The sequence below is a fragment of the Bradyrhizobium sp. Ses1 genome, from assembly GCF_059512365.1.
In genome coordinates, this window is the sequence record NZ_JCAMOQ010000007.1 from 45,705 (window position 1) to 67,365 (window position 21,661).

General features: G+C 60.6%; 12 protein-coding genes. 5 read left to right on the forward strand and 7 right to left on the reverse strand.

The genetic code is table 11. The features are described 5' to 3' along the window. Positions 1–112: 112 nt before the first annotated feature. The 4 genes from fabF to AC5ZG5_RS11250 form a co-directional block, all read right to left on the reverse strand. Positions 113–1,375: a beta-ketoacyl-ACP synthase II gene (fabF, locus tag AC5ZG5_RS11235; protein ID WP_456641879.1), complete on the reverse strand. Its 1,263-nt coding sequence runs from the start codon at positions 1,373–1,375 to the stop codon at positions 113–115. Between the two features lie 166 nt (positions 1,376–1,541). Continuing rightward, positions 1,542–2,777: a GTP-binding protein gene (locus tag AC5ZG5_RS11240; RefSeq protein WP_456641880.1), complete on the reverse strand. Its 1,236-nt coding sequence runs from the start codon at positions 2,775–2,777 to the stop codon at positions 1,542–1,544. 6 nt (positions 2,778–2,783) lie between these two features. Next, positions 2,784–7,349: a DUF4082 domain-containing protein gene (locus AC5ZG5_RS11245; protein ID WP_456641881.1), complete on the reverse strand. Its 4,566-nt coding sequence runs from the start codon at positions 7,347–7,349 to the stop codon at positions 2,784–2,786. A 2,271-nt stretch (positions 7,350–9,620) separates the two neighbouring features. Further along, on the reverse strand, positions 9,621–9,989 hold the full coding sequence (locus tag AC5ZG5_RS11250) for an H-NS histone family protein (protein WP_130225334.1): 369 nt from the start codon (positions 9,987–9,989) through the stop codon (positions 9,621–9,623). Between the two features lie 740 nt (positions 9,990–10,729). Here AC5ZG5_RS11250 and AC5ZG5_RS11255 point away from each other — a divergent pair. Next, positions 10,730–11,098: an H-NS histone family protein gene (locus tag AC5ZG5_RS11255; RefSeq protein ID WP_028169206.1), complete on the forward strand. Its 369-nt coding sequence runs from the start codon at positions 10,730–10,732 to the stop codon at positions 11,096–11,098. A 238-nt stretch (positions 11,099–11,336) separates the two neighbouring features. On the opposite strand, the gene AC5ZG5_RS11260 is transcribed toward AC5ZG5_RS11255, so the two are convergent. Next, complete coding sequence (locus tag AC5ZG5_RS11260) at positions 11,337–12,665, reverse strand: undecaprenyl-phosphate glucose phosphotransferase (RefSeq protein WP_496165444.1); 1,329 nt, start codon at positions 12,663–12,665, stop codon at positions 11,337–11,339. Here AC5ZG5_RS11260 and AC5ZG5_RS11265 point away from each other — a divergent pair. Further along, positions 12,624–12,863 (forward strand): hypothetical protein, encoded by a 240-nt coding sequence (locus AC5ZG5_RS11265; protein WP_496165445.1) that lies wholly within the window; start codon positions 12,624–12,626, stop codon positions 12,861–12,863. The genes AC5ZG5_RS11260 and AC5ZG5_RS11265 overlap by 42 nt on opposite strands. A 390-nt stretch (positions 12,864–13,253) precedes the next feature. On the opposite strand, the gene AC5ZG5_RS11270 is transcribed toward AC5ZG5_RS11265, so the two are convergent. Then, entirely contained in the window at positions 13,254–14,585 is a 1,332-nt protein-coding gene (locus tag AC5ZG5_RS11270; RefSeq protein WP_456641883.1) for a polysaccharide biosynthesis/export family protein, read from the reverse strand. A 96-nt stretch (positions 14,586–14,681) separates the two neighbouring features. Beyond that, positions 14,682–17,012 (reverse strand): polysaccharide biosynthesis tyrosine autokinase, encoded by a 2,331-nt coding sequence (locus AC5ZG5_RS11275; protein ID WP_456641884.1) that lies wholly within the window; start codon positions 17,010–17,012, stop codon positions 14,682–14,684. A 703-nt stretch (positions 17,013–17,715) separates the two neighbouring features. Here AC5ZG5_RS11275 and AC5ZG5_RS11280 point away from each other — a divergent pair. From AC5ZG5_RS11280 to AC5ZG5_RS11290, 3 genes are read left to right on the forward strand one after another with little or no spacing between them, the layout of a single operon-like run. Beyond that, positions 17,716–18,042: a hypothetical protein gene (locus AC5ZG5_RS11280; protein ID WP_028166733.1), complete on the forward strand. Its 327-nt coding sequence runs from the start codon at positions 17,716–17,718 to the stop codon at positions 18,040–18,042. Positions 18,043–18,091: 49 nt separating this feature from the next. Beyond that, positions 18,092–20,242: a peptidase domain-containing ABC transporter gene (locus tag AC5ZG5_RS11285; RefSeq protein ID WP_456642017.1), complete on the forward strand. Its 2,151-nt coding sequence runs from the start codon at positions 18,092–18,094 to the stop codon at positions 20,240–20,242. Beyond that, on the forward strand, positions 20,239–21,657 hold the full coding sequence (locus AC5ZG5_RS11290) for an HlyD family type I secretion periplasmic adaptor subunit (RefSeq protein ID WP_456641885.1): 1,419 nt from the start codon (positions 20,239–20,241) through the stop codon (positions 21,655–21,657). The genes AC5ZG5_RS11285 and AC5ZG5_RS11290 overlap by 4 nt, the downstream gene beginning before the upstream one ends. Positions 21,658–21,661: the final 4 nt, after the last annotated feature.

The following is a 21,661-nucleotide window of genomic DNA, read 5'->3' on the forward strand; positions in this document are numbered from 1 at the left end:
GAAACCGGTTTTCCCTCGCGACAAACGCGAAGCGTTTGCGCGGAGATCATGCTCAAACAAGATCTAGGACGGGTGAGCGGAGCAATGGCGGGTGCCTCGCTCCGCAACATGGTCACGTCCAGCGTCGCAGGATGATGCTGGCGTTGACGCCGCCGAAGCCGAACCCGTTCGAGATCGCGTGCTCCATGGCCATCGGCCTGGCTTCTCTGGCGACGAGGTCAATGCCCGCTGCAGCATCATCAGGGTTTTCCAGATTGAGGGTTGGCGGCGCTACCTGATCGCGCAATGCGAGAACGGTGAAGATCGCCTCCAAGCCGCCGGCCGCGCCGAGCAGATGCCCCGTCGCGGATTTGGTTGCGCTCACCGCGATCTTGCCCTCGCGACCGAATACCGACTTGATGGCTTCGATCTCGGAGTGATCGCCGGCCGGAGTAGAGGTCGAGTGCGCGTTGAGATGCTGCACCTGGCCGGGCTCAAGTCGCGCCTGACGCAGCGCGAGTTCCATCGCGCGGCGAGCGCCGTTGCCGTCCTCGGGGCCTGCGGTGATGTGATGGGCATCCGCGGTCGTGCCATAGCCGATGATTTCGGCAATGGGCCTGGCGCCGCGCTGCAGCGCATGATCGAGTTCCTCGATGACGAGCATGCCTGCGCCTTCGCCCATCACGAAGCCGTCGCGGTCGCGGTCGAACGGACGGGATGCGCGCTCAGGCGTTTCGTTGAAATCGGTCGACAGCGCCCGCGCGGCGGCAAAGCCGCCGAGGCTGACGAGATCGATGCAGGCTTCCGCGCCGCCGCACAGGGCGACATCGGCCTCTCCCGACCGGATCAGGCGTGCGGCATCGCCGATCGCCTGCACGCTCGCGGCGCAGGCGGTGACGGGCGCTCCGATCGGGCCCTTGAAGCCATGGCGGATCGAGACGTGGCCGGCCGCAAGATTGGCGAGGAACGACGGCACGGTGAACGGCGACAAGCGGCGAACGCCGCGCTGATCGGTGGTGCGCACGGCTTCGACGATCGCCGGAAATCCGCCGATGCCCGATGCGATGACGGTCGCTGTCCGGTCCATCGCATGGGCATCCGCGGGCGTCCACGCGGCCTGCGCAATCGCCTCGGCCGCCGCGACCAGCGCGAACAGAATGAAACGGTCCATCTTGCGCTGGTCCTTGGGTGGCGCCCCGAGATCGGGATCGAAGCCGCCTTCGGGATCATCGGCCTTGGTCGGCACGATCCCGGCGACGCGCGCCGGCAGCGCGGCCGCCCATGCCGGCAAGGCGCGAAGCCCCGATCGCCCGGCTGACAGCCGCGACCATGCGAGCTCGACGCCGCAACCGAGCGGCGACACCAATCCCATTCCTGTAACAACGATGCGGCGCATCACAACAACACCCTATGCTCTTGACCTTGCGAGAACCGTCCGTTCCCGATCGGAACTTGGGTGCTCACAAGTGGAAAGTCGAGTGAGTGGCGCGCAATTTCATGGTTGACTTGTTTTGCGTCCTTCGCCGCGACAGCGATGCCTGCGGATCGGCTGTACGCCTCCGTCAAGCACCCGCGTGCGTCTCATGTTGGGGAGCATTCCAGGGTGGAAAGGGGTCGTCGAGGCTGCGCCAGCCGTCAGGATCGAACCCATTTTCGCAAGGGATGAGGCAGGCATCGAGCGAGGCGCGGATCTGCGCCTCGTCCATGCCTGAGCCGATGAAGACGAGTTCCTGGCGACGATCGCCCCAGTCGCCATCCCAATGGCACTTGATCTGCTCCTGAAATTGCTGATGGCTGGGCCATGCCGGCTTCGGAACGGTTGCCCACCAGAAACCCATCGGCTCGCACCGACGCTGGATCCCGGCGACGGATAGAACACCTACCCAATCCGGACGGGTGGCAAGCCAGAAATGGCCTTTGGCGCGAATAACGCCCGGCCAGGGTTGGTCGAGAAAAGATCGGAAGCTGACGGGATCGAACGGGCGCCTAGCTCGGTACACGAAGCTTGATATTCCATACTCCTCGGTCTCCGGCACGTGCGAGTCAGGGTTGTACAGCTCCTTGTGCCAGAGCGGATGGGTCGCAGCTTTCGCTTCATTGAAGAGACCGGTGCCGAGCAGTGCCTTGGGAGGAATCTTGCCGAAATCGGCTTCGATCTGGCGCGCATCCGGATTAAGTGCAGCGATGATCTTCCGGAGCGAGGCGCGTGTCGTCTCCGCCACTTCCGAGATCTTGTTGATCACCACGACATCGGAAAACTCGATCTGCTCAACCAGGAGGTCGATAAGCGTGCGCTGGTCGTTTCTGTCGCGCATCTCGCCGCGCTCGCGCAGCAGTTGGCGGCTGCCATAATCGGCGAGCATGCTCGTCGCATCCACGACCGTAACCATCGTGTCGAGCCGCGCGACATCGGAAAGCGAGACGCCGCTCTCGTCGCGAAAGCAGAACGTCGCCGCGATCGGAAGCGGCTCGGCGATTCCGGTTCCTTCGATCAGCAGATAATCGAAGCGCCGTTGTTCGGCCAGTCGCCTGACCTCCTGCAGTAGGTCGTCGCGGAGCGTGCAGCAGATGCAGCCATTGCTGAGCTCCACGAGGCTCTCCGTCGTGTGCGACAGGTCGGCGCCGCCATTGCGGATCAGACTTGCATCGATGTTGAGTTGACTCATGTCGTTGACGATGACCGCGACCCGAAGACCGTCGCGGTTCATCAAGAGGTGATCGAGCAGCGTTGTCTTGCCTGCGCCAAGAAATCCGCTCAGCACGGTCACAGGCAGCAGATCTTTCCCGTTCCTTCCCATGCAACGCTAACCGACCAGTTGGGGCTGGAACACAACATCGGCCCAGTAATTGGCAGAGTTGAACGTACTGGTCGGGAACAGCCCGGTCGTGCTGTTGCCGCCATAGCCATAGACGCCGTTGCCGCCCGCGCTCGCGCTCGAGGGCGCCGTCAGCGGCCCGCTGGTGACGGGAGAATTGAAGCCGCCGCCGCTCGCCACATAAGCGCCGGTGGTGTGATAGGACGCGATGTAGGTGGTGTTTGCGTTGATGGAGACGGGCGTCGGCAGTTGGACTGTCTGCCAGCCGCTCGCCGTCGTGTTGGTGAAAGTGGCGGTCGCGAGCCTGGTGCCGGTGGCGCTCCAGAGGTCGACGACATCAGGGCCGGTGTCGCTGGCGCTCCGGTAGAACTTGAGCGCGGTGATCTGGCCGGCGACCGAAGAGGTGAACTTCACGCCAAGTTCAACCTGCTGGCCGTCGTTGAAACTGCCGGCCGGCGTGCTGGATGCGCTGAACAGGCTGACCGGCGCAGGCGGGGGCGTGGTGGACACCGCGATATTGAAGGTCTCGCTGGTGGCAGCGCCCGCAAGGTCGGTGGCTGTCACCTTGATGCTGGCGGTGCCGACATTGGCGGCCGCCGGCGTGCCGCTCAATGTGCGGGTGGACGCGTTGAAGCTGAGCCAGCCGGGCAGGGCGGTGCCGTCGGCGGACGTGGCCGCATAGGTCAGGGTATCACCGGCATCGACGTCGGTGAAGGTATTGGCAGGCAGCACCAGCGAGAACGCTGAGCCGACGGTTGCGTTCTGGTTGGCGGTCTGGGTCGCGAGCACCGGTGCGTCATCAGCGCCGTGGATGGTGATGGTGAGCGTGGTGCTCGAGGTCAGGCCCGCGGTATCACGCATGGTGTAGCTGAAGCTGTCGGTTATCGTGTTCGTTGACAGCCGCAACGCCTGCACGGCGGAATCGTTCTCGTTGACGGTATAGGTGAACGTACCGTTGGCGTTGAGCACGAGGCTGCCGTGCGCACCGGCGAGTGCGGTGCCGAGCGTACCCGCTGTCGCACTAAAGCGGACCGCGGTGACGGTCTTGGTGTCGCCGGCATCGGGGTCGGTATCGTTGGTGAGGACGTTGCCGGTGGCGGGCGAGCCGCCCGAACCGTTGGCGACGCCGCCTTTCTCGGTCGCGTCGGCGACGTCGGCAACAGCCGTCGGCGCGGTGTCCGCTGGGCCGCCCGACGCGGACGGGAGGAACACGACATCGGCCCAGTAATTGGAGGCGTTCCAAGTGCTGGTGGGGAAGGTGCCGGTGGTGTTGGTGCCGCCATAAGAGTAGACGCCGTTGCCGCCGGCGGTCGCCGTCAGGGGTCCGTTGGTGACGGCGCTTGTGAAGAAGTTGCTGGTCGCAACATAGGCGCCGGTGGTGTGATAGGAGGCGACGTACGTCGTGTTGGCGGTGAGGGCGACGGGCGTCGGCAGTGCAACCGTCTGCCAGCCGCTGGCCGTGGTATTGGTGAAGGTGACTGTTGCCAGATTGACGCCGGTCGCGCTCCAGAGGTCGAGAACGTCAGGACCGGTGTCGGTGGCACTGCGGTAGAATTTGAGCGCGGTGATTTGACCAGCTACGGAGGTGGTGAACTTCACGCCGACTTCAAGCGCCGAGCCGTCATTGAAACTGCCCGCTGGCGTGCTGGATGCGCTGAACAGGCTCACCGGCGTTTGCCCTGGTGCCAGCACGGTGAGGCTGACATTGGCGGTAGCCGTGCCGCCGCGTCCGTCCGAAACCGTGTAGGTGAAGCTCGCGTTGCCGGTATAGCCAGCGTCCGGCGTGAAGGTGATCGTGTTGTTTTGCGGATTGCTCTGCACGTTGAGCGTGACGGTCCCGTGGCTGGCCCCGCTCACCGCGGTGATGGTCAGAGGATCACCATTGGGATCGCTGTCATTGCTGATCAGGGACGCTGCCGTAAGCGTAACCGCCGTGTTTTGCGTCACGTTCGGGCCGACGTCGTTTGCCGCCACCGGCGGCAGGTTGGTGTTACCCGAGGAGGGGTTGAACATGACGTCAACCCAGAAGTTCGTTGCCTGGAAAGTGCTCGTCGGGAACAGGCTGCTGCTGCCGTAGGCAAAGACGCCATTGCCGCTGGCGGGCGCGGTCAGCGGTCCATTGACCACGTCCGAGGTGAAGAAGTTATTCGTGTTGGAATAGTTTCCGACATTGGTGTGATAGGACGCGGTATAGATCTGGCCCGGCGTCAAGGTGATCGGTGTGGAGAAGGTCGCACTTTGCCAGCCGCTCGCCGTTTCGTTGGTGAAAGTGATGGTCGCGAGCTTCACGCCGGTGCTTGACCAGAGCTCGCCGGTGTGAGTGCCTGTATCCAGGCTGCTCTTGTAGAACCGGATGCCGGTGACGGTGCCGGCCACCGAGGCCTTAAACCTCACCCCGAGTTCGACAGCGCTCTGATCGGTGGTGTTCACGACGGCGGGGGTTGCCGATCCAGCGAACAGCGAAACGAAGGGCTGTGGCCCGACCGTGACCGTGCGACCGGCCGAAGGCGTTTCGAGATTGACACTGTCGTCGACAGCCCGGGAGCGGATCGTATAGGTGCCCGCAACCTGTGGGGACCAGGAATAACTCCATGTCCCATTGCTTATTGTCGCCGTATACCAAGTCGCACCATTGTCGGTCGAGACTTCGATACCACCGACCTTGCCGCCGACATCAGACGCCGTGCCGGTGATCGTGACGAAGCCGCCTGCATTGATTGGCCCGAGCGGGTTAATGGTGGAGGTCGGCGCCGTGTGATCGGTCGAGGGAGTGGCGGCCACGAGTCCCGATTGGAGCGTGCCCGGCTGAATGCCCATGTCGGCGAACATGTTGACCATGGCCTGTTGCGCATTCGGATCGGTCGGCGTCACTTCCTTGTCGTGATTGTCGCTCAGGGCCCAGGGCCAATACACGGAGCCGGCGCCGAAGACGAGGGCGCCGCTCAGCGCGCGATAAAGCGTCAAGCTGTGGGTTGCGACGGCGTTGCCGACTGTGTTGCCGTAATCGAGCAGATAGCTGGACACTGGAAGCGTGGTCGAGGAGAGGCGGACGAGGCCAGCCGGATCGAATCCGTTGTCGGCCGCCACGTCCCACTCGTAGCCGAGATAATTCTTCACCAGCGTCGCCGTCTGGCCGGGCTGGAGACTGGCGACGCTGGTATTTCGCCAGAAACGCAGTTGGGAGGCCGCGTAGGGAATGGTGATGGCTCCGAGATTGGTGCCGACATCATCGACCTCGAACAACTGGCCGGTCACCGAGTTCTCCGGACTTCCGCCGCCGATCGCCGGCGGGCTGAAGCGCGGGTCGCGGAAGGTGCCGGTCCATTGGTTGGTGGGATCGATCGAGGCGTTCGCCCATGTCTCCTTGTAGGAAATCAACGTTCGATAAGCGGTCGCGTCGCTGCTGATGCTGTTGCCCCAGCGGGTGCGCCAGTACATTTCGTTGCCGCTCCAGAACGCCAGGTTGACGCCGGCATCGCGCGCGGCCTCGACATTGGTACGCTGCTGGCCTGACCAGTATTCGTCATGGCCGGCATCGACATAGGCTTTGTGGTTGAGCAGCAGGCTGCCGAAACGGTCGACGTCTACTCCCGCCATGTAGGAGACATCGTATCCGTTCTGCTCCAGCCAGTAGATCCCGGCGTATTCGGCGCCGAACAGATAATCCTGCGGCCCGGCGAACGTCCCGATGCCGCCGCGTGTGTCGATGGGACGATTGTAGCTTACCGCGTAGGCTCGGCCGGCGCCTTGGCCGGTCGCCGGCCCGTTACCGCCATAGAAATTGGCTCCGCCCCATCCATTGTAGGCCTGCCAGGTCTCATCGGAGGTTTGGAATACGATATCGCTGTGGCTGCTGTCGTCCCGCACGATGAAGGGGATCTGGTTCTCGCCCGCCGTTCCATCCAGGCGCGTGAGCTTTGCGATATAGACGCCCGACACGGCATCCGCCGGAACGTTCCAACTCGCCGAAACGGACCAGTTGCCCGCGTCGACCAGTCCCGTCGTATTGTCCCGCAACGGCGCCGGCTGATTCTGCAGGCCGGTATGATCTATCGTCGCGACCTTTCGGGCACCCATGCCGCCATAATAGCCGAGGCGATAGATATCGATCCTGTAGTGCGTCGAATTGGTATTGATTTTGAAGCTGACCGTGGAACCGTGATTGACGCTGATGTCCGTGGCGAAGCCCTCGATGTTCGAGTCGCCCGCACCGTCGATTCCCCACTCGCTTTCGGGATTTCCTTGCTTTTGATTTTCTAGGACGATCGGGTTGGTTGATGTCGCCGCAGCCGTTGCAGTTGTTGTCGCAGCAGCCGTGGCGGTCGTTGTCGTGGCCGCCGCTCGGAGGCCGGGTGATGCCGCCGGCGCGACTTGCGGTGTGGCGGTTTTGACCGAGCCGCCCAGGATCCCGATCTGGCCGGTCATTGTCGTGCCGGTGGCGGTCTCTCCGCCGCCAGGCAACTGTATGTTCCGGTTCGCCACTGGTGCCACATCCTGCGTCGACATGGTGGCGCTTGTGGAACTGCCGATGAGCCCGGCCTTGTTGGTCGGCACGAAATCAGCTCCAGACCCACCACTATGCACCGATTGGCCGTTCAACTGTGCCTGCGCCCCATTGGTGTTGCCCTGGCTCATCGCCTGGGTTGGGCAATTGATGTAGCCGCACGAACCGCAGCAAAGCGGTGCACTGGCCGGGGTGGCCACTGCAGAGGTTGTGGGGAGCATGGATCCGGTGATAGCTGCAGCAACGGGGGGCGAAGGGGTGCCGCCGAGGATCACGACGGGATTTGAAGTTGCGGCTTCAGTCGTCGCGGAGACAGGGGTGGGGCTTGCTGCCGCCGACGCAAGTCCGGCTTTCGCCGCTTCAAAGGACAGCGGCGCTATGAGCGCATTGGTGTTCCCCGATGTTTCCCGTGACCGTAGTGCTGCCAAGGACAAGAACGAGTTTTCGTCTCCTGCAATGGAGGCTTCGGTTTCCGCTTTCTTCCCGCGCGGGAGAACGCGTTGCCAATTCTGCAATGCGAGAGCCGCACGGCTCCAACCAGAAGCTTCCTGGAAATCCTTCGTCATAATTGGGTCCTCACGAGAGAGGGGGGATAAGCCTGAAAAAACCGATCGAGGGGGCAGTCGTCCGGACCGGAAAGGTCTCGGAGCGGCGGCTGCAATGTCAGGGGGGCGAGCGCCATCGCGGTACTGCGCGGCCGTGCCGATGGGGATCGTGGGACCGCAACACGGCGCGTGGCGGTTCGAGAGCTCATGCTTCTCGACGCAGCAGCCGACCGTGACGGCAAGCTCATCCTTGCAATGGATGCCGCGACCATGGCACCTTCCCGCTAGCCCCAACGCGATGGGTCGGCTACAAATTAAATAAGATATTTAATATTATTTTACCTCTTAGTCGAGCAATAAATTTCGCCGCTAAAATCAGAATTAAATCAACGATCATAATGAGGTGCCGTCAACCTGAACGCGTGCGCGAAGTACACAAATGCGTTATCCGCTCCTATTTTTCAGGCTGAATTCAATTCAAGAAGGTCTTGCATCATCAAGAATGCGTGGGTCGAGGTCCGATCCAAATTAAATTCATAATAATAAATTGGACGTCAAAAAATAAATAATATAATGATCCGGACTTGGGCTTTGAGCCTTCGGGGATGCGCTACGCGAACGCGCGGCTTCCCAGCCAAGTTCTGCTTATTGAATTTTGCTGATCCGATTTCAGAAGAGATTTAGGACCGGGAGCCACTGATGGACCGTCATGCCGAGTTCAAGCTAGTTTGCGACAATTGCAACTCACTGAGCATTCGGATCGACCTTGCGGAGGGGGCTCCGTCCTCGACCCCGATCCGATGCGGTCACTGCGATGCGCCCCGGGGCACGTTGGGCAACCTTCGACGCCTTGCCAGCAAACGGGAGTCGATCAACTTCGACCTGGACGAGGCGTTCTTCCCCGCGAGACGTACCCCTGACGCGCTCGAAGGCGGTGACCTGCGGTAGCGTCCGGAGGCGCGTTTCCCCACGTTGCCGTCTGTAGGGCTTTCCGGCCGACCACCCTCCGGCTCGCCCGTGCGGGTTCGTTGAGCGTTCCCCCGCCGCAACACTCGGGCGGCGAATTCGTCGCTTCGATGCAGTGCGCACGCCGCAGGCGACGAAACTGGTCACTGTTCTCGGAGCAGCCGCGCCGCCGGGTAGACTGACGGTAGCGCACTGCAGCATCGGCGCTATACGTTCATCCGTGAGCGAGAGCCGACTATTGCAGACCAGCCACACGGGATCTCGCTCGCATGTGCGGGAAGTGTTTAGTTCGATTTGAGAAAAGAGCTAACGATGCTTGCGCATTGCACCCGATTTAAGTTGCTTCGTTTCGTGGCTCGATTTAAACTATTTAAATGAACGCGAGTCAGTCTTTCGTCCGGCCGTCGAATTTTTGACCGGCGAGCTGCAAGACATGCGATGAATTTTCATGTGTAAAATTGTCGCAGGCGAGATGAACCATCATCGATGATCGCCGACTAACGAAAGTGACTATTGCCGACCACCGGTCATTTGTTTGGGTGAGGGGGTCAATAATGAGGAATATTTATAAGTCGAGTGATTGCGTCCTTTGGGATTCCCTTAACGCGATCAAGCAGGCGCAAATTCAGCTTCATCTTTTAAATGGTGAGGGAGCCAACCCAACCGTCATTGCCTCCCGAATTCAACTCTGCGACGTTCTTCTGGGTGAGATTTCGGGCATCCGTACCAGTCTCGCCAGGCACCTCGAGTACACGCGCGGCGCGGCGCCTGTTCAGTTGCACAGCTAAGATATCTCGGCGAACGACGCGCTCAGGAGCGGTGAGCGTTGTCGTCCGTCGCCTTGTCGCTGTCCTCGATTCTGAACTCCTCCAGCTTGCGCCCGGACTGCAGCGCGGCGACGAGCCATCGGGGTTGTTTGCCGCGACCGGACCAGGTTTCGGTTGGCTCCATCGGGTTGCAGTATTTCGGCGGCACCCGTGGATATCTGCGGCGCGGCCGTTCGGCGCCCGGCTCGGAACCTGCACTATCCTGCATCGGCTCGGGCGGATTGAGTTGAGCCAAGCGTTTCTCCAGCTCGAGCTTCTCGGCCGTGATTCTCTCCGACAAAATCTTCGTAATCTCTTCGTGGAGAAGCCAAAGCTCGTCGAAAGTCATCGTCTCTAAATCGGATTTGCGCATCGTGCTCTCGCGACCAATTTGAGCCTGAGCGGGCAATTTCTCTACAAAACACACTCTCTGCTCAGGCGATAAAAAGCGCTGAGCGCCGACGTGAATGGAAGACATTATATGTGACATAAATATTATATCCAATGATTTATTTAATGCTTGATAATTCGTTTTTTATTGGCAAGCTATGGCGGAATTTCAGGCGATCTGCGGAGTTTAAATAGATAAATAATTGTGCGGAAATGTGGTTTAAGTTGGTATTGTAAGGGTTTGAGAAATGGACCGTATTGAGCTTCCCCTCTGCCATCTTCATGAGACTGTCAGTCGCTTTGTCGTCCCTTCCGCCGCCCTGCGGGATATTCGCGCCTTGCAGGCCCAGATCGAGCTTCGACGTCTCGCCCTGAGGGATATCGAGGTAATTCGCTGCCGGTTACGGCCACTCATGCGCCGGAGAAGCAAGCGGGTTATCCCGAGCCTGCGGAAGAGGCATGGGAGGCGATTACGTCAGGCGCCGGCGTTCCGCGCCAGGGGTCTGCGCGAGTCCTGCGCCGTGTAGCCCCTCAAATTCGGTAACATATCTTATTGCGCGTTACCTTCGGCTGTTGCAGCTTCTGCAATAGGCTGTGGGTGCATAAATGTATGCATGACTGATTTATCCAGAACTTGCATTGGAACTTTTTGGTATTCCCCTTGATTAATAATGAACGAGGCAATATGACAGCCGATTATTAAGGTGGAACCGCGGGACGACCATGTCGGCGAAAGAAATCGAACTAAAGTCCATGTCTTTAGATGATCTCTGGTCACTTCATGAAGAGATCAGCGGGATATTGTCGGCCCGGATCGAAGCGGAAAAGCGCGAACTTGAGAAGCGGCTGGCGGTTCTTAGCCGGGGTGTGGGTGGCGCGCGCGAGTCGGATGATGCGCGAACGCTCCAGGGCGGGAAGCCGCGGCGGAAGTATCCGAGAGTGCTGCCGAAATACCGTAATCCGAAGACCTCCGAGACCTGGTCGGGCCGTGGCAAGCTGCCTCGGTGGCTTGTCGCCGCGATGAAATCAGGAAAGAAAATCGAAGAGTTTCGGATCAGCGAGAGCGGTTCGAAAGGCCGGCAGCGCGCCTGATCCGCGACGAAGTCCGGGATCGCAAATCCTCCTACCTGGTCGACGAACGACAGCCTGGAGGAGGCATGCGAGCCATGCCATCCGGGTTTAGCCGTTTTGCGTTCGTTCATTTGTGCGCCCATCGCCGAAAGCGGCTTCGATCCGATCCTTGGAGCGTTTCCGGGCGACGTGGATACCTGTTTGCGTGAAGGAAACGCGCCAACAGCGTCGGTTCTGATGCAATCAGGACCGAATACGGTCAAAAGGCGTTGCGCGCGCGCAATACTTCCATTGGGGTCCGGAGCAGAATTGCGAAATCCAGTCGTAGACTCCAGTTGTCGATGTACCACAGGTCGAATTCGACCCGTTGCTCGATCAGAGTCCTCGTGGGCGTGGGGCCGCGGCAACCATGGATCTGAGCCCAACCGGTGAGCCCGGGCTTGACCCGCCGGCGGAACGCGTAGTGTTGGACCGCCTCGTCGAATTGACTGTCGTGCGCCATCGCATGCGGTCGCGGTCCGATCAGGGACATGCTCCCTTCCAGGACATTCAGGAGCTGCGGCAGCTCGTCTATGCTGGTCCTGCGCAGCCATTTGCCAATCCGGGTCACGCGGCTGTCGGCGGGCCCGGCTTGGGTGATCGAGGGTCCATTCTCCAGCACACGCATGGTCCGAAACTTGTAGATCGCAAAGCTACGGCCGTTGAAGCCGCAGCGTTGCTGCCTGAAAAGGACGGGGCCCGGCGAGTCAAGCTTGATGATGATGGCAACGAGCGCCAGCAGCGGCGCCAATATGATCAGGCAAATTCCAGCGCCGATCAGATCAATGCTTCGCTTGGCAGCGCATTCAATTGGGGTGAGAGGCCCGCGCTGCACCTCGACGCCTATGGTGCTGCCGAGATCCCGGGTCGGTCGCGCGAACATCTCCGATGCAGCCCCGACCGGAACGAAGACGACCGGAAACGGCAAGACTCTCAGCTCGGCCACGAACTCGCGCAACTCGCACCATCGGTTCGGATCCGCTTCCACAATGATCTGTTCGATGTCGAAGCCGCGTGCATGCCGGACTACGAGACTGCTAAGCCGCCTGCGGTAGCTTGAACTGGCGCCGGGCCGAGGCAGGCTGAAATGTCCAGCCAAGCGAAATCCCAGTGCCGTCAGCGCCGCCGCCAGCCCGGTGTCCTGCGATCGCGCCTGGTCCGTGATCAACACTACGTTGCCGCCGGAAAATTTCCGGTCGTTGAGGCCCTTCGATAGCAGGGCTCTCATGACGACCCGATGTCCGATCAGCATCGCCAAGCCGACGACGGCAAATGCAATGCCGGCGCCGCGCGAGAGTTCGGCGCCGATGTTGAGGGCGCCGACGGCCCCACTAAGCAAAACGAACACGAACATCCAGGAGAGGCAAACGGCATAGACTTGACGCCGAAGCGCGAGGAGTTCAGCCGGCCTGTACATGCCTCGCGTCTTTAGCAAGGAAACGCAGAGTGCCGAGACGACGATCGCGGAACCTATCGCTTTACTGACATCAGCTGAGGTTCCGCCCACATGGAGCCGGTAAAGCAGTGTGGAAAGAATGCTGGCGATCACGATGATCGCGACATCGCTGCAGGTCGCGAACAACTCAATGGAGCGATAGCGGATCGGCCATCTTCGTCCGGACTTCAGCGTTGGGCTGAAGCTACGAGCGACAAACTCGCCATCGACGTCCGCTGCAATATTGCGGGTTATGAAATTCATGGCTGGCTTGAAATGATCACGGGGTGGCCCGTCTTAACCATTATTTAATCTATAATAATGCGTTAAATGGAGCAAGAATTAATTGCGAGATTAAATGAATTTAAATGGCCGGTCTTTTCCGGGGCGCACTCCGTTCGCGCGTCGCCAGAGCGGTTCCTGTATCCATCGCGCGTCCGCATCAGGATGCATCGGACGACAAACGATGGAGCCTTCTCCCGGAGCCCCAGGACGGCGCGGCGACGTGGCGCATCGAGGCTCGCCTGGCGCGTAAGCTCGCTGATCGTGCAGAATCAATGGCAGATGCTGCGCGCGATCAGTTGCAAGCGGGCGCTTCCTCGCTCCGCATCGCCGGCCCGGAGCCTCCTGATCAAGGGACGCATGATCTCCTCCCGGAGATCATGCCCTGCCGGCAGCGTCGCCGGGCGTAAGCCCGCCGAATCAACGAGTGATCGCTGGTGAGGTAACTGTGACCGATGGTGAAGTAATTGGGGTCGGTGTCGTGATCACCGTGCTTGGTTGGCCCGCGGTGGCAGCCTTGAGAGCGTAGCCGTTGGTTGCGTAGATGATCGGGTCGTTTGCCGTGGCCATGATCGTTCGCAGGAAGTTCAGGAACTTGGTGGTCTCGACCGAGGCAGAATTCGACGTGTAGATGACGTCCTTGTTCCGCATTTCAAAGGTTTGCGCGAGGAAATAGCCCGAAGGATCGCGCAAGTTGATCAGATAAATGACAGGAACGATCGGGCCTTTAAAGGGCCTGCAATCGACGCCAATCTGCGCCGCCACTTCGCGCGTCTCGCCCCTGTACAGGAAGACTGACGATGGATCGGCCTGTCCATCATTCATGCCACCCTGCTTGCCTATCGCCTCGGCGAGCGAGATGCGCCACGCATCGAACTTGAATTGCCCCTGAAGGCCGGTCGCACCGAACGCGACGAAGGTCTGCGGTTGGCTGTAAAGATAGATGACATCGTTCGGCAGCACGTAGATGTTGTTGGAAGGCTCGTACATCAATGCGCCGAACGGAACGCTTGCCCGGTGTCCCTTGCGCTCGAGCGACACCCACATGTCATAGCCTTGGGTGGCGGGTCCGCCGGCGCGCGCGATGGCATCGATGACGCGTTCAGCGGACGGGCTCGCACGAAAGCGACCAGCGGAACGCACGTCGCCGAGGACACTCACCAAGGACGTGTTCTGCTCGGCCACCGCGACAATGACCTGAGGCTCGAGGGCACGGCCCTTGAGCTTGTCTGTGATGTCGTCACGGATCTCCGAGGGGGTGCGGCCCAGCGCCCGGATCGTGCCAGCGTAGGGAACGGCGATATTGCCCCTTTCGTCCACCACCTGGTTTGGAACCGTAACGAAGTTGCCGGCGCGGACGCCTGCGTCCGATGTAAACAAGCCGCCGGCGGCGGACTCGAATATGGTGATGCTGACGGTGTCGCCGATGCCGAAGCGGAACGCTTTCGGCGGCGTCCTGTCGGCAAAGGCCGACGACAGCCTCGGCGTGTATCGACCGAGAACTTCGACGACTTCCGGAGTCAGCTTGACCAGGGCGTAGGGGAGGCTGGCCGGCTCAAGTCCTTCCGATGCGGATCGGACATCTGTCGCCAACGGACCGGATCCAGGCGTGATGATGCACCCGGCACAAGAAAGTGCCAGGAGACCAGCGACGATCCTCCCGCATGTTTGCAGCGCGATAATGGTGAATATCCCCAAGTCGTCCCACTGCAGGTAAGGTACATTAATACGCGATTCAGGCCAGCGAATCATCGCATTGACCCGAAATGCAACCGCTGCTTGTTGCCAATATGCAACATGATGGGGAGAGGCGGGGCGCCCAATCCTGAACCGGGTATCGAATCCGCTTCAGTTGGAGGCGGTCAGCCCATAGCGGATATAATGTTCGTCGCGATAATAGTCGCTGCGGTGCGTGTCGTAGCGAGACATCGCCTTGATGTCGGTCTTGTTGAGAACCGCGCCGATCAGACACTCGTGGATATTGGGAGCAGTGTGCAGCGCGTGCTTGACGACCTCGACCTTCGTCTGCCCCCACTCCACCACAAGGACAAAGCAGTCGATGAAGGCCGTCGTCGAGCGAACATCGACCAGTGGGGTCAGTGGCGGAAGATCGACGATGACATAGTCATAGGCCGATCTTAGCTGATCGAACAGTTTGCGCATCGAATCCGCTGCCAGCATCTCGCTGGTGTGGAGCACCGGTGTCCGGCTGGCGGCGGGCAGGAATGCCAGATTTGTTTTCGGATCGCGCCAGATCGTCTCCTCGATCTGCCTGCCGTGACTGACGACGTCTACGATGCCTGTCGTGGCGTTCGCGGCGAGACTGGCGGAAAGCGACGGGTTTCGAAGGTCGCAATCGACCACGATGACGCTCTTGCCGCTATGAGCGATGAGCTGGGCGAGCGAGGCTGCGATCGTCGTCTTACCCTCGTCGGGCAGGGCCGAGGTGATGCCGATCACCTGATTGGAGGCTTTGCTGGGATTGAGGTCTATGGCGAGTTTGATTGCGCGGATCGACTCCGCGTATCGGGACAATGGCTTGCCGATGACGGTCCTGTGAAATGTCGAGCCGGTAGAAATCTTTCGCTGCCGCATGTCATGATCGGAGTTCCATGACGTTGCCTTTGCAGGCGACGAGCGCTTTTCGGCCCGCAATGCCGGCACCAGGGACAGGCATGGTAATCCCAGCGTGGTTTCGATCTGCGAGGATGTACGGAAGACGCGATCCATCATTTCCCTGAACAGGCCGAGCCCCAAGCCCAGCCCAAGCCCGCCGAGTAGACCCATCATCATGATTACCGGTCCCTTCGGTTTGCTCTTGCTCTGTGGCGGCACCGCGGGATACATCACCCGCGCCTCCGCGATAGGAAAGCCTTCTTGCTGCGCCGAGCCGACATAGCGCTGCAGGAACGTATCGTGCAGGCTGCGCAAGCTTTTCGCCTTGCTTTCTAATTCGCGTATCGTGATCTCGGCCAGGTTTGTCGTGCGCGACTGCTCCACAGCCTCGGCCATTCGCCTCTCAATCTCCTGCTGCCGCTGCTTGGCGACCTCCAATTCGCTCCGGCTCGTCTCCGCATACCGCTTGACCTCGTCGAGGATCGACCCGCGAAGCTCGCGCATCCGATTTCGTAAGTTTACGACCGCGGCGTGGTCGCGGCCAAAACGTGGCGCCCACTCCGCTACGCGCCGCTCCAGCTCAAGATATTGCTGCCGAAGGCTGGTGATGATGGGGCTGCTAAGTGCATCCACGCCGGCTGCATCCAAATTGCCGATCGATGATGAGTTCGGTGGGTTGGCTTCCAGGATCGCCTCATAGCGATTCAACTTGGCGAGCGCCTCGGACGTTTGGGTGCGAGCGGCGACCAACCGGGTGCTGAGGTCCGCTACCTGCTGCTCGTCGATCGGCTTTCCTCCGGCGGAAACGAGGTTGTTCTTGGATTTAAAGGCGCTGACCGCGCGTTCGGCCGCGAGAGCCTGATCTCCAAGCTCCCGTAGCCTCTCCTGCATCCATTCCCCTGCCCGACGATTTGTCTCCAGCCTGACTTTTTCCTGGTCGGCAAGGTAGACGCTCGCGATCGCGTTGGCGATCTCGGCTGCCCGTATGGGGGTGCTTGAACTGTAGCCGATCTCGATCAAATTGCTGTAGTTGATTCGGGTTACTGCAACCCGGCTCTGAAACGCCGTGATGATGCCATCCTGCGGCTCGCTCGCCGCAGGCAGTTGCATATCCTGCGACGGAGACGATCCAAATACAGCGCGAACTCGCTGAAGCAAAGAGGACAACGTCCATGCCGGCGCGTTGAAATCGGGATCGTCGGCAAGCTTGAACTGAGTGATGATCCGGACTGCCATACCTCTCGATTTGAGGATCTCTACCTGAGTTTCGAACAGGGTGCGATCGAAGGCCGGCTCAGCCAGGAGCGACTGTTGCTGGATGAATTGCGCCTTGGGATTCTCAAGCATGACCTGAACCTGGGCGGTATAGGTCGGCGGCGTGATCCGCAGATAGATCAGGCAAGCCGTCACGCCGAGTGAGGTTGCAAGAATGATCACCACGTACTGTCGTCGCAGGAATGCAACGGCGGTATTAATGAGTTCACTGACGCCGCCGCTCCCGGCCACATCATTGTAGACTGGCGCGCCAAGCCTGTCGGTTTGCAGCATATTGCTCTGGAGCATTCGGTGTTCGCCTCCGCCACCTGGTGAATCCCGCCGTGCCGCCGCCCGCGTAAATTGGCATGGCCCGCCGAATGCCGGGCGCCGTGCTGCCCTGCACTTAATAAATATACCGGAAAATGTGGTTTGTTCAAATTAAATGTAAGATAGTTAATTTTCGGATGCTGAACGGGCTGCTCGCGAGTATTTAATGTGTGAGGCGGTTGAATGACTCCCGCAAGCATGTCCGCAAAATCGCGGAGAACGGGAGGTTCGTCCGTGGCCGCTATGGGCGAATTGACGCTTGCTTCCTAGCCAAATCTTCATTCAGTCGGAAAACAGTCTTGTTGGTGAATGGGTTGAGGGGAAGCCGCGTCGCGCTTCCCCGAATCTGGATTCAGCGATAGATAACGTCCGAGATAATATATATGTCGTGTGATTGCGACATAATCGATTGACATTTAATTTTCCGCGTTCTTTATTTATTTTCCAGAATATCCGGCTGGTCATTTCGGGTGCTGGAGATGCGGAGACGGGAACCAGGGGTTTTGTTTGATGACTCCGATGCCCAGCTTTCGGCTTTCCGCCATTTCCGTGGGCCGGACGGATATCGAAGCAGCAACAGCCCGGGCCTCGATCGGCCGCTCCAGGTCCGTGACTATCGTCAGCGTCGATCCCCCGGCTGCAGGTCGAGGCGGGGCTGAAGTTGGCAGCATTGGAGGCTTTGATGCACGACGAGCTCTATACTGACGGGGTAGAAGAGATCACCATTGGCGGGTCGATCGTCCGGGTCGATCTGGTCAGCCTTTCGCCGACCGAACGCGACGCCAACAATGCGCCGAAGAAGGTGTTCCGGCAAAGGCTGATTTTTTCCGTGGAGTCGTTCGCGAACTCGGTCGAGGTGATGCAGAACGCGCTGCAGGGACTGGTCGACGCTGGCGCGGTGCGGCGCAACCCGCCGAAAGGACAGGCCGGCCAGGCCCCGACCACTTCGACGGATCGCGAACCGCCCAACAGCCCACGGTCCCCCAATGCCTCAAGCAATTTCCGTTGAAGCCGACCTCACGGGCGCGGAAGCGTCGCCCGTGAACGCCGACGAGACCTTGCGCCCGGCCTTGCGGACAGAACTTGAATGTCTCGCAAAGATCGCCGCCTATCATGGCGTCGATCTGCCGGTTGAGCGGCTCAAGCACAGCTACGCCATCGACGGGGTCCCTGTCTCGGCAACGCGACTGCTGCGGATGGCGAAGGAAGCGGGCATGCGCGCAACGCGCACGCAGCTTGACTGGGGTGCGCTGTTTCGGTTGGGAGAGGCTTATCCGGCTCTGCTCCGACTTTCGAACGGCAACTGGATCGTCGTTCTCGCGGCAGGGCAGGGAGCCGATGGTGCGGAAGCGGTTAGCGTGTTCGATCCGCTCGCCGAGCGCCGGGACGAGCCTCTGATCGTCGACAGGGATAGCTTCTGCGCCCGATGGGGCGGCGAGGCTATCCTGATCAAGCGCGAGCGGCTTGCGTCGGACCATCGGCCCACATTCGGGCTGCGCTGGTTCATCCCCGAACTGGCGCGTCAGTGGCGACTGTTTGTCGACGTCGCGATCGCCGCCATCATGCTCTATGCACTGGGGCTCGCGACACCGATCTTCTTCCAGCTCGTCATCGACAAGGTCCTTGTGCACGAGAGCTTCACCACGCTCTATGTGCTGGCGGCCGGTGCGACTGCGGCCCTGGCGTTCGACGCGATATTCGGCTTTCTGCGGCGCTATCTTTTGCTCTATGCGACCAACAAGGTCGATATCCGGGTAGCAACCAAGACCTTTGGTCACCTCCTTGGCCTGCCCGTGACGTTCTTTGAGCACGTTTCGGCCGGCGTGCTGGTAAAGCACATGCAACAGGCGGCGCGAATTCGAGAGTTCCTGACCGGTCGCCTGTTCCTGACCACGCTCGACGCGCTGTCGCTATTCGTCTTCATCCCGGTGCTGGCGTTCTACAGCATCAAATTGACATGCATAGTGCTGGCCTTCACCGCCGCGAGCGGCTTGGTCGTCGCGCTGCTGATGGGACCGTTCCGGCGCCGTCTTTATAATCTGTACCAGGCGGAAGGCGCGCGGCAGGCTCTGTTGGTCGAGACTGTGCACGGCATGCGCACGGTGAAGTCGCTGGCGATGGAGCCGATGCAGAGCAGAGTTTGGGACGATCGCTGCGCACAGTCGGTGACGATGCGGTTCGGCGTCGAGAAGATTTCCGCGGCCGCCCAGTCGACCACCGGATTTCTTGAGAAGATGATGACCCTCGGCATCATCTCGTTTGGGGCGCTCGACGTCTTCAGCGGCGAGATGACCATCGGCGCCCTGGTCGCCTTCAATATGCTGGCGGGGCGCGTGTCAGGACCGCTGGTCCAGTTGGTGACCATGGTTCATGAATATCAGGAAGTCGCGCTGGCGGTGAAGATGCTGGGCGAGGTGATGAACCAGAAACCCGAACGCGATGGTAATCGCGAGGGGCTGCGGCCCGACTTCGCCGGCAGGATCGAGTTCGAGAATGTCTCGTTCCGCTATGGCTCGGAAGGCGCGCCGGCGTTGGACGACGTCTCGTTCTCTATCGCCCCGGGATCGATATTCGGAATTGTCGGCCGAAGCGGCTCCGGCAAGACGACGCTAACGCGGCTCATTTCCGGGATGTATCCGGTGCAGCAGGGTCTGCTGCGCGTTGACGGATACGACTCGAGGGAACTCGATCTCGCTCACCTGCGCCAAAATCTCGGATTGGTTTTGCAGGATAATTTCCTGTTTCGCGGCACGGTTCGCGACAATATCGCCTGCGTGAAGCGCGATGCGACCTTTGCAGAGGTCGTGCGCGCAGCCCAGCTCGCAGGGGCCGATGAATTCATCGAACGGCTCCCGCGCGGTTTCGACACCATGCTCGAGGAGGATGCCTCGAATCTGTCGGGCGGGCAGAAGCAGCGCCTCGCGATCGCCAGGGCGCTGATCGTCAATCCGCGCATCCTGATTCTGGACGAGGCAACAAGCGCGCTCGATTCCGAAAGTGAGATGATCATCCGGCGCAATCTGCGCCGTATCGCTGAGGGGCGCACCGTCATCATCGTCTCGCACCGGCTGTCGATGCTCGCGGACGCGAACCAGATACTCGTGATCGATCGCGGCCGGATCGTCGACGTCGATCATCACGACCGGTTGCTGTCGAAGTGCATGATTTACCGACATCTCTGGAACCAGCAGACGAAGCAGATCGCATGACCAAGCCTGAGAAATCCGGCAGCGATGCAAACGCCCCGGTGCGGACGACCGAACGGCGGCGGCGCGGACTATTCCGGCCCACCAGGCGCCGGCCGCAGGTAGTGACGGAATTCCAATCCGACGCGATCGAGGTCGAGCATCGGGCGCCGCCGCGGATCGCCCGCGTGACGCTCTATTGCGTCCTGGCTCTGATACTCACCGCGATCGGCTGGGCCGCGGGGTCGCAGGTCGACATGATCGTGACGGCGCAGGGCAAGCTGGTCACCACGCGTCCCAATATCGTCGTCCAGCCGCTCGAGACCTCCGTGATCCGCGAGATACATGTCAAGCCGGGCGACCGGGTCAATCGCGGCGACCTGCTGGCGACGCTCGATCCAACTTTCTCGCAGGCGGATCTCGACCAGTTGAACAGCAAGGTCGGTGTGTTCAATGCCGCCATTGACCGCCTCAAGGCTGAGTTGAATGGTGAGGAGTATGTCATCGGCGAATCCGCCAATGCCGACCAGGTCCTGCAGCGCAAGATGTTCCTACAGCGCAAGGCGGCCTACGATGCGCAGGTGGAGAATTATCAAGCTCAAATCGCGTCCGCACGCGCCAACCTAAGGACTGCGGAGAACGAAGAGACAGTGCTGCTTCAGCGGCTCGAAACCATGAAGTCGATCGAGGTCATGCGTGCGACGCTGATGGACAAGGAAGTCGGTTCGAAGCTGAACCTGCTGCTGTCGCGCGATGCCCGCCTCGACGTGGAAAGCAACCTGGCGCGCGTCCGCGGCAATATCGCCGATTACACGCATCGCCTCGACAAAGCCGAGGCGGACCAGAAGGTCTACGCCGAGGATTTTCGCAAGACGGCTTATCAGGACCTCGTGGAGACACTGGCGAAGCGGGACAGCGCGGCGGAAGACCTCAAGAAAGCTGAGCTTCGCCGGCAGCTGATCGTGCTGAAGGCGCCGGCCGATGCAATCGTGCTCGACATTGCCAACCGAACTGTCGGTTCAGTCGCCCGTGAGGCCGAGCCGATGTTCGTGCTTGTTCCCCGCGATGTGCCGCTGCGGGCCGAGGTCAACGTCGAGGGCAAGGACGTCGGCCAGGTTTCGGTCGGTCAGCCTGTCCGGATCAAGTTTGATGCCTTTCCGTTCCAGAAATACGGAACGGCCAAAGGCGAGGTAGCCGTCATCAGCCAGGACTCGTTCCCGCCGGATCCGAAAGCCGAAGGTGCGCACCGTCCGACCGCTCCCTATTACCGCGTATTGGTCGACTTGTCCGATACGCACCTTCGGCTGCCGGCGGAGCGCGCTCAATTCATCCCCGGCATGGCGGTGACCGCCGAGATGAAGGTCGGGCGGCGCAGCGTGATGTCCTATTTCCTTTATCCGCTGCTGCGCGGCTTGGATGAGAGCATACGTGAATACTAATCAA